This is a genomic window from Cryobacterium psychrophilum (assembly GCF_004365915.1).
Classification (GTDB): domain Bacteria; phylum Actinomycetota; class Actinomycetes; order Actinomycetales; family Microbacteriaceae; genus Cryobacterium; species Cryobacterium psychrophilum.
Map to the genome: position 1 here is coordinate 2,712,559 of NZ_SODI01000001.1, position 13,359 is coordinate 2,725,917.

Consider the following 13,359-nt stretch of genomic DNA (forward strand, 5'->3'; position numbering starts at 1 on the left):
CGACCACCGACATTGCCGGGGGATCACACCTGTGTTCCCCGTTAGCGTGACGTCATCATTAGTTCAGGGCCATCGGGCCGTGCGTGGAGGCATGCTGGCGGGTGGCGACGGGGCCGATGGCTCCCACCTTCACCCGGGTGATGTGGGCGAGCTGTTCGAGTGTGTCTGCCTCGTGCCGCTTCGCCGCATGCACGATAATCGCCGCGCACGCCTCGGCATCCGCCAGCGCATTGTGGTGTGCGAAATCTTCGTAACCGGCGGCCATCGCGGCCACCGGCAGGCGGTAGGAGTCGAGGTGGTAGGTGCGCCGCGCCACCTGCAGGCTGCACACGAAGTTGAAATCGGGAATCGTCTGCCCGGTGACCGTTGACGCGGTCTTGATGACGCCCAGGTCGAACCCAGCATTGTGGGCCACGAGGTGGTCACCACCGGCGAAGGCAACGAGCCGGGGGAGTTGCTGGGCCCAGGTATCGGCACCGACAACGTCCGACGGACGAATGCCGTGAATCTTGATGTTCCACTGCTGAAACACGTCGTGACCGGTCGGGGGCTTGATGAGCCAATAGTCCGAATCGACGACAACGCCGTCGTGCACCTTGACGAGACCCACGGAGCACGCCGAGGCACCCGACGAGTTGGCGGTTTCGAAGTCGATTGCGGTGAAGTTCAGCACCCGCTCATCGTCTCACGTACCCCTGACAGTGCACGGGGAGGCGCAGCCGGTAGAATCGTCTCTCGTGGCTCTTACTATTGCAATCGTCGGACTGCCCAATGTTGGCAAGTCAACCCTCTTCAACGCGCTCACCAAGAACAACGTGCTCGCGGCGAACTACCCGTTCGCCACGATCGAGCCGAACGTGGGAATCGTGAACCTCCCCGATTCCCGTCTCGCAGCGCTCGCAACGATTTACGGGAGCAAGGCGCTGCTGCCGGCCCCGGTGTCGTTCGTTGACATCGCCGGCATCGTGCGCGGAGCGAGTGAAGGGGAAGGGCTCGGCAACAAGTTCCTCGCCAACATTCGTGAAGCGGATGCGATTGCCCAGGTCATTCGCGGCTTCGCCGACCCCGACGTGGTGCACGTCGATGGTGCGGTCAACCCCGCGGGCGACATGGAGACCATCAACACCGAACTGATCCTCGCCGACCTGCAGACCCTCGAGAAGGCCGTGCTGCGTTACGAGAAAGAGGTCAAGGGTCGCAAGCTCGCACCGCTCGTGCTCGAGACGGCGCTCAAGGCCCAGGCCATTCTGGATGCCGGCCAGCCCCTCTCCTCCGCGAAGCTCGACGTCGAGCCCATCCGCGAGCTCGGCCTGCTCACCACCAAGCCGTTCATCTACGTGTTCAACGTGGACGAGGCCGTGCTGCAGGACGAGGAAAAGCTGGCGACCCTGGCTGCCCTCGTGGCCCCGGCCAACGCCGTATTTCTCGACGCCAAGCTCGAGTCTGAGCTCAGCGAGCTCGACGCCGACGATGCGGCCGAGATGCTTGCCTCCACGGGCCAGGCCGAGAGCGGACTCGACCAGCTCGCGCGCATCGGCTTTGATACCCTCGGGCTGCAGACGTACCTGACGGCGGGGCCGAAGGAAACCCGCGCCTGGACGATTCACAAGGGCTGGACCGCACCGCAGGCCGCCGGAGTGATTCACACGGACTTCCAGAAGGGCTTCATCAAGGCCGAGATCTTCTCGTTCGATGACCTCATAGAGGCCGGTTCGATCGCCGAGGCTCGCTCCAAGGGCAAGGCCCGCATCGAAGGTAAAGAGTACGTCATGCAGGACGGCGATGTCGTGGAGTTCCGCTTTAACGTGTAGCTCGTAGTCCCGGCCGCAACTGTTCCCGTTTCGGACAATTGTGGCCGGCGCGCGGGGCGCAGTTGTCCGTTCCGGCAACAGTCGCCCTGTATCCGACCAATTCATCACTCTGCCCCGGCAATATACGGGGTTGGGCTGGTGCGTGATCCCGAAGAACTGTCGACCAATCCGACCGCACTCTAAGCGCAACATCATCACTCGGAGGAAACCACCGTGCCTGTCATTGCCATCGTCGGAGCTGGACCGGGACTCGGAGCAGCAGTTGCGCGAAGGTTCGGGCGCGAGGGCTTCTCAATCGCCCTGATCTCGAGGAGCCAGTCGAAGCTGGACTCCATGACTGCGGAGCTCGCTGCTGCCGGCTTCACTGTGAGTGGTTACGCTGCGGATGTACGAATACCGGCGGCGCTGGAGGATGCTCTTGCGCGTGCCGAGGCAGAGCTGGGACCCATTAACGCGTTGCAGTACAGCCCCCTCCCGTCGCGTGAGTACCTGAAGCCGGTACTCGACATGACTCCGGAGTTGGCGTTGGAGGCCTTTCAGTTCTCGGCTCTTGGGCTTGTCCACGCGGCGCGAACGGTGCTGCCAGCGATGCGTCAGGCACATGGCGGCAGCATCATCCTGATCAACGGGGGAACGTCGGTGAAGGCCCGCGCCGGCGTCGCAGGCACATCCGTCGCATTCCCGGCGGAGAGCGCCTACGGCGAAATGCTCCACGATGCACTCAAGGATGAGGGCATCCGTGTCAGCCAGCTCGTGATTCCGGGAGGTATTCCTCAGCTTCAGCTTGCCAATGGCATCGACGGCATCGCCGATCGCATTTGGGACCTCCACGCCGTTGCCGGTCCCTTTCGAACGATGCTCATCCCGCTTGAGGACGGCAGGGAGTAGGGGGCACGACGCGGCTGGCAGCGACGATGCGGAGATAGCCAGAAGGGCGCGAAACGTGGCTGTGAATGGTTGCTCCGCGATGCCACTCGGTGAAGTTTAGATTCAACGTGCAATTTCGGAGCGCTTCTTTAGGCGTTGTCTCACGGTATCGACTCGGATGCCGTGAGTCGCGTCTAGTTCCGGTCGACTTCGACAGGCGCAACAGCCGAACTGGACCGCAACCGTCGAAGTCGATGCGCGCTCGTTGCGGATGCCGCGTCGCATTGAAGAGGTCACCGGAGGTGGGTCAGCGTCACCTTTTCAGTGCGTGGTGAGGCTTCAGGCGCCCCAGTCCGCCGAGGGCACCCAGAATTCTGTGATCGGCCCGAGCGGGTCAGGTGCGTCGAGCCGGACCGAATACGTGCGGTCCGAATTCCCTCTCGCTGCCTCGCAGGGTGGAAGCGAAACGTGACCGACTCCGATGTGGAGCTCGACGGGTTCGCCCGCAGGCTCGCCCCCCGGAGCGCTTCTCCACGAGGTGTCGGGATAACGTGCCGCAATTTCGGCGGCGTTGTCGCCGACTGCAATTCCATCAACCGTGCTGATCCGGACACCGTTCACTGCATCGGCTGCCACTGAGAACGAGGAATTCGGGCAGTTCAGTTTCTCCCCACCCACCACTGGATCGTAGTTGAGCAGGGCGAAATCGCCCCAGGCGTGCGTGATTCCCCGGTGTTTGTCGTCCTCGCCCCACGTGCTTTCGGTCGGCGCGCTTCCCAGCACCAGCGACAGCGCGGAAACCAGTTTGTCCGGCGGCTGGAAATAGTCGAACGTGGACTGGGAGATGATTCCAGAGCTGGTCTTCGGTGCAGGAGCGCGCGACCTCGTCAGGCTCGACGTCGGTGCCCTCGGCCCGGGGGCCGCCGCAACGGTGACCCACACTTGGTGCCGGGCAGTCCGGATACACACGCTCGGGTCCCTTGGCCCACCTACGGGATCACTGGTGAGTGATCTTCAGCGAGGAACCGTGTGAGGGTCTCGGTCCGTGGGGTCATTCCGAGGTCTTTGGTGGTTGGCCATTCATCGATTTCGGCTCGCGCGAACTCGATCCACCGCTCGATGGTCTTGAACATGTCGATTTGGAAGGTGGCGAAGAGCACGGAGAGGTGTGTCCGTTGTGGGAACGGGTGGCCGCCGTCGAGGTAGGAGCCCATGAGCTCGACAATGGCCTGGTGGTGAGCGCCGATGTCGTCCTCGAACTCGTCAAGGGCTCTGAGCGCGTCTTCGCGTGAGCCGTGGTCGGCGAAGAGGAGCCTCAACAAGGCCTCTACCTCGAAACGGGGCGGCTCGGTGCGTGTGGTCGTCCACTCGTTGAGAGCTTGGCGGCCTTCTCCGGTGATTGTGTAAACGTTGCGGGTTCGGTTGCCGCTGTCCTCTTGGTGGACCGTGGCGTATCCGAGTTCGACGAGTTTCTTGGGTTCGGAGTAGAGGAGTCGCTCCGACCTGGGCCAGGCGTAGCGAAGGCTTCGTTGGGCTTGGCGGGTGAGTTCGTAGCCGGTCCAGGGTTTGAGATGCAGGAGGGCGAGGACTGCATATGAGGACGGAGTCAATCTTGGCGGCATGCGTTGACTCTACTGCAGTATGCAGTAGAATGTGCCGCATATCGCAGTAGTCCGGTTTGACCCGAACGGTCCCTCAACGGCCACCGAATGCCTGTGGATGGGAAAACAACATGGAAACCGACCGGCACATCGCCGCTCTCGAGCTGGAAGCTCAACTCTTCGCTGGCGCCGCTCGGCGCACCGATCTGGATGCGCCGGTCTCTTCCTGTCCAGGGTGGGACATGCGTGGCCTCGTCCGGCACCTCGCCGAAATCCACCTCTGGGCTGCCGCGCAGGTGGCGAACCGCGCTGCGAAGATGTGGGTCGATGACCTCTCCGAGTTGTCGGCCTATTGGCCTGATCTCGCAGTCTTCTGGCCCAGCGACACCGAGTTGATCGACTGGTACCTCAAGACCAACGTCAACTTGGTTCGTGAGCTCACGTCAGCTCCAATCGACCTCGAGTGTCGTACTTTCCTGCCCGCACCTTCCCCGCTCGCGATGTGGGCTCGACGCCAAGCCCACGAGACCGCGGTCCACCGCTTCGACGCCGAACACGCTGGCCAGACCCAGGCGAGCTTCGATCCCGAGTTCGCCGCCGATGGAATCGACGAGATACTCAGCGCCTTCGCTCCCCGAGGTAGCACGTTCTCGATCGAAAGTACCGGAACGATGGCGGTTCACACGAACGACACCGACGCTCGGTGGTACGTCACGATGGCCCCGAATGGAATCACCACCACTGGAGAAGAGCGTCCCTCCGACGTGACTCTCATCGGCTCGGCATCGGACCTGTACCTGGCCCTGTGGAACCGAGGCGACGATTCCACGATCGAGGTCGTAGGCAACCAAGACCTCCTCGACAGCTGGCACCACGGCCACCGGGTCCGCTGGTCGTGAGCAACCCCCAGAAGAGAGAGGACCGATGAGGACGCCGCGTCCGCCGCGGAACACCAAGCGAATTACCGAGTTGAGTCCATAGACACCACGACAACTGTAGAGCCGCAAGGAGCGACGAAAATGAAAAGCAAAGTCAAAGACCTCCCGATCGCCCACGACGCCACCGGCGAGATGATCCGAGGGACGGACTGGGGTGGGATGACCAGCGCGTACATGGAGTACCCGGCCGGCCTGGACTTCGGGCCGCTGCTCGAGGGTCTGGAGCGGGATCATTGTCAATGCCCGCACTGGGGGTTCCTCATCGAAGGCAGAATCCGCGTGAACTACGAGGACGGCACTGAAGAAGCCGTAGGTCCCGGCGAGATCTACTACTGGCCTTCAGGCCACACCATTGTCGTCGAGGAAGCGGTCAGGATGGTCGAGTTCAGCCCTCACGACCAGATGTCGCAAGTGCTCACCCACGTCGTTGGCAAGCTGTAGGAAGGGCACGTGGAGATCCCCAACACATCACGGCCCTCGCACACGAGGGGCCCTCCGCAGTCCGAGCTGCGCCAGTTCTGGAGCGCACGCCGAATGGGATTGTGAAGAGCGCGGTGCGAGCCACGGTTCACGGCAGAACAGCCCCCAAGCTCCCGAGCGTGCAGATGGCGCTCGCGGAGGTGGACCCTCGAGTTGCGACCTGGTGGTCCAAGGCGTCCGAATGCCTTGTCGAGGCGGAAGATTCGCTAACTTCGAACTCGCCGACAAGTGAACGGGCACGCGCGTGGGCCGATGAGATCGACCGGGCTTTCACACGTGCTGAAGCCCGCTGGCCGCCGCGATCACGAAGGATGTCGAGCTTGATCGGATCTTTGCCTTCGTCGCCGACGTTGTCTCACGTCTGGATAACCTCCGCATCTCGATGATCGGACTTGTCGACGAGCCCATCGGTGAAGGAGGCATAGACGCATGGCTAGAGGCTGTGCGCGCTCGGGGCTACGATCGGACGGCAGGTCATGGATGCCGCATGACCCGGCGATTAGATCGAGCGGCAGTGCGATTCTGAGGTTGCTTTGTGCCGGAATGTGGTGGAATTTAGATTCAATGTCTAGTTCTGCGTGTGCACGCCTCTAGCGCGCCACGAGTGTTACATGTAACATTATTGCATGGCGGTACGGGACAGAGTCAGTGCGCATCGGGACCGGATGCGAGAGCAGGGCTTCCGTCTGGTTCAGGTGTGGGTCCCCGACGTGCGTTCTGAGTCTTTCGCGCTAGAAGCGCATCGGGAGTCTGTCGCGGTAGCTCTTGCCGACCACGCCAACGATGACCAGTCCTTTGTCGAAGCCGTCTCGGCTCCGTGGGAGGAATGATCAGAGGCGAGATTTGGTCCGTCGCAGGAGGCATTTACGCGTCAAAACCGCGACCGGCAGTCGTGCTGCAGGATGATCGCTTCGACGGCACAGAATCTGTCACTGTGTGTCCGTTGACATCCACCCGCGTGTCCGCTCCGCTTCTGCGGATGCCAATCCCCGCCGATACGCTCAACGGACTCGACGAAGCCAGCTTCGTGATGGTCGACAAAATCACCACGGTGCGTCGAGCAAGCCTTGGGCAGAAGATCGGCAGGATGTCCTCGTCCCAGCTTGTCGATCTGGAGCGCCTTATCATGGTGTTTCTCGGACTGGCCGATTGAGCTGAGGAGGCGCGCGGTCTTCAGTCTCCGGAGCTCACGGGCAGAAGGTCCGACTCTTTCCTGATCGTCACCGTGTCGAGCCGGGGGTCATTGATGAGCGCACGGTAGATCGGCTCCGCACCGGCGATAATCACTGAGTCGGGGTAGAGGTTGGTGCCCCAGGCGAAGTGCCCCAGGTCGTCGTGGGCGAACTCGGGGATTCGGTCGGCTGTCGCTTCATGGAGCATCTGTCGAATCGTGAGGTCACAGCGGACGAAGTCATGTCCAAAATGATGAACAGTCGGACCGCCTGGGTCAGCGGGGACAGCGGCATATCCCTCCCAGCACAAACAGTGCAGGACCGTGTCGGGCGAGGCCCGGAGCATGAGTGCGTCCTTCAAGGCGCGTGCGGTCAGCGGGTCGAGACGTCCGCGCGCGGGCACAGGGGCGGGCTCGACTGCCCCATGGGACTCCCTATGCCGATTCCACAGTTCGAACCACTCCGTGGAGCCGGCCAGCTCGATTCCGTCCTCCAGATACGAGGACCACCGGCGCGCCCGATCGTTGGTATCGATGAGCGGAAGGAACAATCGCAGCATGGGAAGACTGGCATATCGATCCGGAACGAGAGTGCGCGCTAGCGTAATGTCGCTCATTCTGGCTCGGCCTCCTTGTGGGGCCCACGATGAATCGACGCAATTTCACGGGCCGTGGCTGAAGGATACCGTGCTGCAGAGGTCGTGACTGTGCGCTGGCGAACCGACTCCTGTCGTCACGTTGCTTAGTGACGAAACGTGGTGGAGTTCCGCTTCAACGTATAGGTCGGTCGACACTGCTACGCGACGAGACTGTCAGGCGGCGGCGAGTACGAAACCCCTCGCCCCACCTTTCAGCCGTGCTCGGCTGAGTAGTCGCCTTCGGCAGTCGGATGATGCGACTCGGACGTCAATCATGGAGTAGGACACCAGGGTGGGGTTGCCGAGCGTGCCGTCGATTGTGCACCGGGCGATGATCCCGGGTTCTGCGAGACATAGTCCCACTGCGCCACTGCGCCACTGCGGCGCACGCGGTCCAGGCTTCGAGGCCGGTCATCGGGTCGTCGAGGGTTTGTCGCATGGGAGCCGCCGTGGCGTTCGCTGCGGGGGCGCTCGGGGTCGCAGTGACAGCTACTGTCGGGCCCGGGTGGGTGCCGCTTGCGGCGCGGCGCTGCATCCGAAGACAAGGGCCGCGGCGGCGAAGCCCAGTGCACTGGCGATCAACCGAGAACGAGTCCTCCTGTGCGGTGCGGAACGCCATTCCGCCGGTGCAACATCGTTCATCGCGCCCGTCGCTCAGGCGTCCGACTGTCGTTTCGTCATGCATCGAAGCCTATCGCCGGCGGGCAACGGGAAGGCCCCGTTAGGCGGAGGCGGGCTCCAGTGCCTCCGTGAGTCGGCCCGTCGCCACGTCGAAAACGAAGCCGCGTAAGGAGTCCCGGAACGGAACGAACGGGCTCGCCCTGATGCGCCTAATCGACTGCAGCACGTCGACGGCCGGATCGGTGAAAGATTCCGTGGCCCAGGACGGCCGTATTCCGGTGTCGGCCGTGACGGATTCCTTGAATTCGTCATCGGTGAACGTCATGATCTTCGTGTGGTCAGGGGCGTCCGGGGCTTGCGACTCTGCCACGCGATCGTGCCGGTGACAATATGATCCGTCACGCATCGTCCCAGAGCCGCGTGGCTATGACGGTCGCGATGACCGTTACGGCAGCGGATGTTTACGGCATCACCCTGGAAACGGTCGAGGGAATCCAGTGATGCCGATGAGTGTCGGGGAAACCGGGAAAATCATCCCTTTGACCTGACACCTCGATAGAGGATACTGGCTGGGTCGGCACTGCGACAGTGGTGGCGAGACGCTTCAGCAACGATGCTAGGAGACCGCATGACCATTACGCAGACGACGACGCTCGACGAGGCTGTCGCGCAGGTGACGGCAGTGGCCGCCGCTCACGCCGAACAGGTCGATACCAACGGCGCCTTCCCGATCGATGCAGTCGAGGCGCTGCGCACGAGCGGGCTGCTCGGGCTGGTGATCAGCAAGGATGCCGGGGGCATGGGCGCCGGTCCAGCCGAGTTCATCGAGGTGGTCGGCTCCATCGCGGCGGCTTGCGGGTCGACCGCGATGATCTACCTGATGCACGTCGCCGCGGCGGTGACAGTGGCATCCGCCCCTCCCACCGCGATGCCGGACCTCCTGTCGCGGATGGCGTCGGGCGAGGTACTCGGCACCCTCGCCTTCAGTGAAAAAGGGTCGCGCTCGCACTTCTGGGCTCCCGTGTCGGAATCCGTCGCCGACGGCGACGACCTGCGCTTCACCGCAGATAAGAGCTGGGTGACCTCGGCCGGCTACGCCGACGTCTATGTGATGTCGTCCAAGAGCGCAGTCGACCCCGAGACCGTCGACATGTACGCGATCCCCTCTGCCACACCGGGGCTGGAGATCGCCGGTCCGTGGAGCGGGATGGGGCTGCGCGGCAACGCGTCAAGCCCGATGTCGGTGGCCGTGACGATTCCGTCCGGCTATCGCATCGGCGAGGCGGGCAGCGGGTTCGGCACGATGATGGCCACTGTGCTGCCGTGGTTCAACCTGGGCAACTCGGCGGTGTCGCTCGGGCTCTCGCGGGCGGCGGTGGATGCGGCGACGACCCACGTGACCGGTGCCCGGTTGCAGCATCTGGATCAGGCGCTATCCGCGTTGCCGACAATCCGTGCTCAGGTGGCGAAAATGAGCATTGCGCTCGCCGCCCAGCGCGCCTACCTGGCACAGGCGGCGGAACGGGTGGCGAGCCCCGCCGAGGACACGGGGCTGTTCGTGCTCGGGGTGAAGGCCTCGACGAACGACGCCGCGCTGACGATTACCGAATCGGCGATGCGGGTCTGCGGTGGGGCGGCCTTCTCGAAGCATCTTCCGATCGAGCGGGCCTTCCGGGATGCGCGTGCCGGCTCGGTCATGGCACCAACGGCCGACGTGCTCTACGACTTCTACGGCAAGGCCCTCACCGGCCTTCCGCTGTTCTGAGCGCCGCATGTCTCAGCTCAGCGGAGCCCCTCTCCTCGTCGGAGCGGTCGCCTACACACCGAACGTCGTTCCCATCTGGGAGGGCATCCGCGACTACTTTGATGAACCCGATACGGCCATGGATTTCGTGCTGTTCTCCAACTATGGCCGCCTGGTCGACGCTCTGCGGGCCGGAATGATCGACATCGCCTGGAATACCAACCTTGCTTACGCGCGCGCCGTGATGCAGACCGATGGGCACGTGCGGGCGCTCGCGATGCGCGACACCGACGCCGCGTTTTCGACGGTGTTCGTGGCGGCGGCGGGAAGCGGCTGGTCCGGCCCCGGCGATATCGCGACCCGGCGGCTGGCACTCGGGTCGGCGGACTCGGCGCACGCCGCTATCCTGCCCGTGCACTACCTGCGTGCGGCCGGGGTGGACGTGGACCACATGCAGCTGCGGCGTTTTGACAGCGACATCGGCAAGCATGGTGACACCGGGCGCAGTGAGCTGGACGCGATCGACGCGGTTCTTGCCGGTGATGCCGATGTCGCCGCCATCGGCATCACGGTCTGGGAGAACATCGGCCGCGGTGAGCTGATGCCCGGGATGCTCGAACAGGTCTGGCAAACCGAGACCTACTCGCACTGCATGTTCACCACCCTCGACACTCTTCCCGAGTCGGTGAGCGCTCCGTGGGTGGCGAAGCTGCTCGCCATGGACTGGGAGGTGCCCGCGCACCGGCGCATCCTCGAATTGGAGGGGCTCACCAAATGGGTCGAGCCACACCTCGACGGCTACGCCGGCCTGTTCGAGGCGATCGCGGAGCAGGGCGTTGATTCCCGATGGTAGTCATGGCGCTGATGCGCATCGTCGAACAGCTGGCCGAGGGAGACACGGCCGAGTTCAAGGTGGCGTCGGCGAGCGAACTGGACCTCGTGCGTCGGTGGTGCGCCAAGACCGGCAATACGGTGGTCAGCACCGTGATGGTGGAGAAGGACACCGGCCACGTCACCGTGGGCCGCGGACGACCGCGCGACCCGGCCTCGATGATCCCCGCGGACCGGATGCCCGGAGCCCGACTCTGGTTGTACACCAACTTTCACTGCAACCTGGCCTGCGATTACTGCTGTGTCGCGTCCTCGCCGAGGACCGATCCGCGACTGCTGGGCATTGAGACCATCGAGACCCTTGTCGCCGAAGCCGCAGCGTGGGGCGTGCGCGAGCTGTATCTCACCGGCGGCGAGCCGTTCCTGTTGCCCGACATCGATGCGATCGTGCGGGCGTGCGTCGACCGGCTGCCGACCACGCTGTTGACCAACGGGATGCTGTTCCGTGGCCAGGGACTGCGCAAGCTGCAGGCAATGCCGCGCACGGGCTTCGCTCTGCAGATCAGCGTGGACTCGCCGACTGCCGAGGTACACGACTCACACCGCGGCGCCGGGAGCTGGAAGCGGGCGCTCGCCGGCATCCGGGTTGCACTCGACGAGGGCTTCACCGTGCGGGTCGCCGCGACCATCTCGGCGCACGACGACCCGGCCCTGGACGAGCTGCACACCCTGTTCGACGGGCTCGGGATCCCGCGGGCCGACCAGGTTATCCGCCCGATCGCGCACCAGGGGGTCGCCGACGAAGGGGTCGCGTTCTCGCGGGAGTCGCTCATCCCCGAGGTGACCGTGACCGCTGAGGGCATCTACTGGCATCCGGTCGCGGCACTCGACGAGGACGCCCTCGTCAGCCGACAGATCCTGCCGCTCGCCCCCTCCCTCGACCGGGTGAGTGACCTCTTTGCCCAACAGTGGTCGTCGTCGACGGCCGCGTCAGCCATGTTCGCCTGCGCCTGAACGGGAATGGAATGAGAACGCCATGACAGGGACCAGAACACCAGTGACCGCCAGTGAGGTGGAGGTCAACGCGATCGCGACCGGCCGGTCCACGCGCGCGGTGCTCGCGGCCGTGCGGATCGCGGTGGGGCTGATGTGGCTGCAGAACGTGAACTGGAAACGCCCGCCCGACTTCGGGCAGGCCGCGCAAAACGGGCTATACCAGTACACCGCCTACGCCGTGGATCACCCGGTGCTGGCCCCCTTCAGCTGGCTGGTGCAAAACGTCATCTTCCCGAACTTCGCGCTCTTCGGCTGGGGGGTGCTCCTCGCCGAGTTCTGCCTCGGCGCGTTCCTGCTGGTCGGACTGCTGACGCGCTTCTGGGCAATCGTCGGCATCCTGCAGACGATCGCGATCACGCTCTCGGTGCTGAACGCGCCAGCGGAGTGGCAGTGGAGCTACTATCTGATGTTCGCCGCCCAATTCGTAATCCTGGCTACCGCCGCCGGACGCGTCGCGGGGGTCGACGGGCTGCTTCGCCCTCGCTGGTCGCTCCGCTCGGGCAGGCCGGCCCGGATCGCGATGGCGCTGTCATGAACGCCGCCATCGGCACCGCGCTCACACGGGCTCCCCGCGCCCTGAGCTGGCGCGCCCGCGGCCTGCTCGTCGCCGGTTTCACGGCGCTCAGTTCGCTGTTCGCGCTGCTGCACTACACGCCGCTGCAGTTCGTGTCGGTCAACCTGGTGCAAGGGATTCTGCTTGTCGGTCTGGCGGCGCTGGCCGCGGTGGGCTGCGCGCTGCGGGTGCCGGTGCTGCTTCTCGCTTCCGGCACGATCTTGATCGTCGCCGGCCTGGTGCGGCTCGTAACCTACGGGCAGACGATCGGTATCATCTCCGGGTCGGTCAACGCCGCCGCGCTGATGGTCGGGCTCGGCACCGCGTTTGTCGCAATCTGGAGCACCTCGCGGCCGATGCCTGCGACACAGTGATGTGCGCAGGCTCACGCCAGTTCCGCGTGAGGCGCAGCTCGACCGCCTTCCTCGGCACGTGCTGGGCGGGTGGCAGAATGGGGCCATGACACTGCACCTCACCGGCGATCCGGCCGCCGATTCCCTGCTCAGCGAGGATCCGTTCGCCCTTCTACTGGGCATGCTGCTCGACCAGCAGATCGCCATGGAGGTCGCCTTCAGTGGGCCTGCCAAGATTCACGATCGAATCGGCACTCTGGACCCCGCGACGATCGCGAGCTTTGACCCGGATGCCTTCGTGGAGGTCTTCCGCGTGTCCCCGGCGGTCCACCGGTATCCCGGCTCCATGGCGGGCCGCGTGCAGGCGGTCGCCGACGTCATCGTGCGGGACTGGGACGGCGACACGACCGCCCTGTGGACGCGCGGGGACCCTGACGGTGCCGAGATCCTGCGCCGGCTGAGGGCGCTGCCGGGCTTTGGCGAACAGAAGGCGAAGATCTTCCTGGCCCTGCTGGGCAAGCGCCTCGGGATCACCGCGGCCGGGTGGCGCGAGGTGGCCGGTGCCTACGGTGAGGACGGAAGCTTTCGCTCCGTTGCCGACATCGTGGACGCGGAATCACTGGGCCGCGTTCGAGAGACGAAGCGAGCGGCGAAGGCCGCAGCCAAGAAGCAGTAGGCGACCGCACTGCTTCCTG

The 13,359-nt window shown here is 64.4% G+C and carries 17 protein-coding genes; 12 read left to right on the forward strand and 5 right to left on the reverse strand.

What is annotated here, in order from left to right; translation table 11 throughout:
- Nucleotides 1-58: 58 nt before the first annotated feature.
- Nucleotides 59-673 carry an exonuclease domain-containing protein gene (locus tag EDD25_RS12685; protein WP_134173620.1) on the reverse strand — a complete coding sequence of 205 codons (615 nt, stop codon included), beginning with the start codon at nucleotides 671-673 and terminating at the stop codon, nucleotides 59-61.
- 64 nt (nucleotides 674-737) lie between these two features.
- Between EDD25_RS12685 and ychF the strand changes: the two genes are divergently transcribed.
- Both ychF and EDD25_RS12695 read left to right on the forward strand, forming a co-directional pair.
- Nucleotides 738-1,811 carry a redox-regulated ATPase YchF gene (gene ychF / locus EDD25_RS12690; RefSeq protein ID WP_134173622.1) on the forward strand — a complete coding sequence of 358 codons (1,074 nt, stop codon included), beginning with the start codon at nucleotides 738-740 and terminating at the stop codon, nucleotides 1,809-1,811.
- A gap of 213 nt (nucleotides 1,812-2,024) precedes the next feature.
- Entirely contained in the window at nucleotides 2,025-2,699 is a 675-nt protein-coding gene (locus tag EDD25_RS12695) for an SDR family NAD(P)-dependent oxidoreductase (RefSeq protein ID WP_134173624.1), read from the forward strand.
- Nucleotides 2,700-3,017: 318 nt separating this feature from the next.
- Here the strand turns inward: EDD25_RS12695 and EDD25_RS12700 are convergent, their stop codons facing one another.
- Both EDD25_RS12700 and EDD25_RS12705 read right to left on the reverse strand, forming a co-directional pair.
- Nucleotides 3,018-3,647, reverse strand: coding sequence for a hypothetical protein (locus EDD25_RS12700; RefSeq protein WP_134173626.1), 630 nt, complete (start codon nucleotides 3,645-3,647; stop codon nucleotides 3,018-3,020).
- Between the two features lie 20 nt (nucleotides 3,648-3,667).
- A complete protein-coding gene (locus EDD25_RS12705) occupies nucleotides 3,668-4,300 on the reverse strand; it encodes a PadR family transcriptional regulator (protein ID WP_134173628.1) in 633 nt (210 codons plus the stop codon).
- Between the two features lie 110 nt (nucleotides 4,301-4,410).
- On the opposite strand from EDD25_RS12705, the gene EDD25_RS12710 reads away from it, so the two are divergent.
- The 4 genes from EDD25_RS12710 (at nucleotide 4,411) to EDD25_RS12725 (ending at nucleotide 6,850) form a co-directional block, all read left to right on the forward strand.
- Complete coding sequence (locus EDD25_RS12710) at nucleotides 4,411-5,178, forward strand: maleylpyruvate isomerase family mycothiol-dependent enzyme (protein WP_134173630.1); 768 nt, start codon at nucleotides 4,411-4,413, stop codon at nucleotides 5,176-5,178.
- A gap of 120 nt (nucleotides 5,179-5,298) precedes the next feature.
- A complete protein-coding gene (locus EDD25_RS12715; RefSeq protein WP_134173632.1) occupies nucleotides 5,299-5,658 on the forward strand; it encodes a cupin domain-containing protein in 360 nt (119 codons plus the stop codon).
- A 665-nt stretch (nucleotides 5,659-6,323) separates the two neighbouring features.
- Nucleotides 6,324-6,527, forward strand: a complete 204-nt coding sequence (locus EDD25_RS12720) for an antitoxin MazE family protein (RefSeq protein ID WP_134173634.1) — start codon at nucleotides 6,324-6,326, stop codon at nucleotides 6,525-6,527.
- Complete coding sequence (locus EDD25_RS12725) at nucleotides 6,524-6,850, forward strand: type II toxin-antitoxin system PemK/MazF family toxin (protein ID WP_134173636.1); 327 nt, start codon at nucleotides 6,524-6,526, stop codon at nucleotides 6,848-6,850. Before EDD25_RS12720 ends, EDD25_RS12725 begins: the two co-directional genes overlap by 4 nt.
- Before the next feature lie 20 nt (nucleotides 6,851-6,870).
- On the opposite strand, the gene EDD25_RS12730 is transcribed toward EDD25_RS12725, so the two are convergent.
- Nucleotides 6,871-7,485 carry a hypothetical protein gene (locus EDD25_RS12730; RefSeq protein ID WP_134173638.1) on the reverse strand — a complete coding sequence of 205 codons (615 nt, stop codon included), beginning with the start codon at nucleotides 7,483-7,485 and terminating at the stop codon, nucleotides 6,871-6,873.
- 742 nt (nucleotides 7,486-8,227) lie between these two features.
- Nucleotides 8,228-8,497 (reverse strand): carbonic anhydrase, encoded by a 270-nt coding sequence (locus EDD25_RS12735; protein ID WP_208325246.1) that lies wholly within the window; start codon nucleotides 8,495-8,497, stop codon nucleotides 8,228-8,230.
- Between the two features lie 258 nt (nucleotides 8,498-8,755).
- On the opposite strand from EDD25_RS12735, the gene fadE16 reads away from it, so the two are divergent.
- The 6 genes from fadE16 (at nucleotide 8,756) to EDD25_RS12765 (ending at nucleotide 13,340) form a co-directional block, all read left to right on the forward strand.
- Complete coding sequence (gene fadE16, locus EDD25_RS12740; protein ID WP_134173640.1) at nucleotides 8,756-9,892, forward strand: Rv1679 family acyl-CoA dehydrogenase; 1,137 nt, start codon at nucleotides 8,756-8,758, stop codon at nucleotides 9,890-9,892.
- Nucleotides 9,893-9,899: 7 nt separating this feature from the next.
- On the forward strand, nucleotides 9,900-10,724 hold the full coding sequence (locus EDD25_RS12745; protein WP_134173641.1) for an Rv1680 family SBP-like protein: 825 nt from the start codon (nucleotides 9,900-9,902) through the stop codon (nucleotides 10,722-10,724).
- 11 nt (nucleotides 10,725-10,735) lie between these two features.
- Entirely contained in the window at nucleotides 10,736-11,716 is a 981-nt protein-coding gene (locus tag EDD25_RS12750; protein WP_208325247.1) for an Rv1681 family radical SAM protein, read from the forward strand.
- A 43-nt stretch (nucleotides 11,717-11,759) separates the two neighbouring features.
- Complete coding sequence (locus EDD25_RS12755; RefSeq protein WP_198418900.1) at nucleotides 11,760-12,293, forward strand: DoxX family protein; 534 nt, start codon at nucleotides 11,760-11,762, stop codon at nucleotides 12,291-12,293.
- Entirely contained in the window at nucleotides 12,290-12,685 is a 396-nt protein-coding gene (locus EDD25_RS12760; protein ID WP_134173647.1) for an Rv1678 family membrane protein, read from the forward strand. The genes EDD25_RS12755 and EDD25_RS12760 overlap by 4 nt, the downstream gene beginning before the upstream one ends.
- Nucleotides 12,686-12,770: 85 nt before the next feature.
- Complete coding sequence (locus tag EDD25_RS12765; RefSeq protein WP_134173649.1) at nucleotides 12,771-13,340, forward strand: HhH-GPD-type base excision DNA repair protein; 570 nt, start codon at nucleotides 12,771-12,773, stop codon at nucleotides 13,338-13,340.
- Nucleotides 13,341-13,359: the final 19 nt, after the last annotated feature.

Excerpts from the sequence above, each read along its gene's own strand:
- EDD25_RS12705 (WP_134173628.1), bottom strand. The coding sequence starts at position 4,300 with ATGCCGCCAAGATTGACTCCGTCCTCATATGCAGTCCTCGCCCTCCTG.
- EDD25_RS12710 (WP_134173630.1), top strand. The coding sequence starts at position 4,411 with ATGGAAACCGACCGGCACATCGCCGCTCTCGAGCTGGAAGCTCAACTC.
- EDD25_RS12715 (WP_134173632.1), top strand. The coding sequence starts at position 5,299 with ATGAAAAGCAAAGTCAAAGACCTCCCGATCGCCCACGACGCCACCGGC.
- EDD25_RS12720 (WP_134173634.1), top strand. The coding sequence starts at position 6,324 with ATGGCGGTACGGGACAGAGTCAGTGCGCATCGGGACCGGATGCGAGAG.
- EDD25_RS12725 (WP_134173636.1), top strand. The coding sequence starts at position 6,524 with ATGATCAGAGGCGAGATTTGGTCCGTCGCAGGAGGCATTTACGCGTCA.
- EDD25_RS12730 (WP_134173638.1), bottom strand. The coding sequence starts at position 7,485 with ATGAGCGACATTACGCTAGCGCGCACTCTCGTTCCGGATCGATATGCC.
- fadE16 (WP_134173640.1), top strand. The coding sequence starts at position 8,756 with ATGACCATTACGCAGACGACGACGCTCGACGAGGCTGTCGCGCAGGTG.
- EDD25_RS12745 (WP_134173641.1), top strand. The coding sequence starts at position 9,900 with ATGTCTCAGCTCAGCGGAGCCCCTCTCCTCGTCGGAGCGGTCGCCTAC.
- EDD25_RS12750 (WP_208325247.1), top strand. The coding sequence starts at position 10,736 with ATGCGCATCGTCGAACAGCTGGCCGAGGGAGACACGGCCGAGTTCAAG.
- EDD25_RS12760 (WP_134173647.1), top strand. The coding sequence starts at position 12,290 with ATGAACGCCGCCATCGGCACCGCGCTCACACGGGCTCCCCGCGCCCTG.
- EDD25_RS12765 (WP_134173649.1), top strand. The coding sequence starts at position 12,771 with ATGACACTGCACCTCACCGGCGATCCGGCCGCCGATTCCCTGCTCAGC.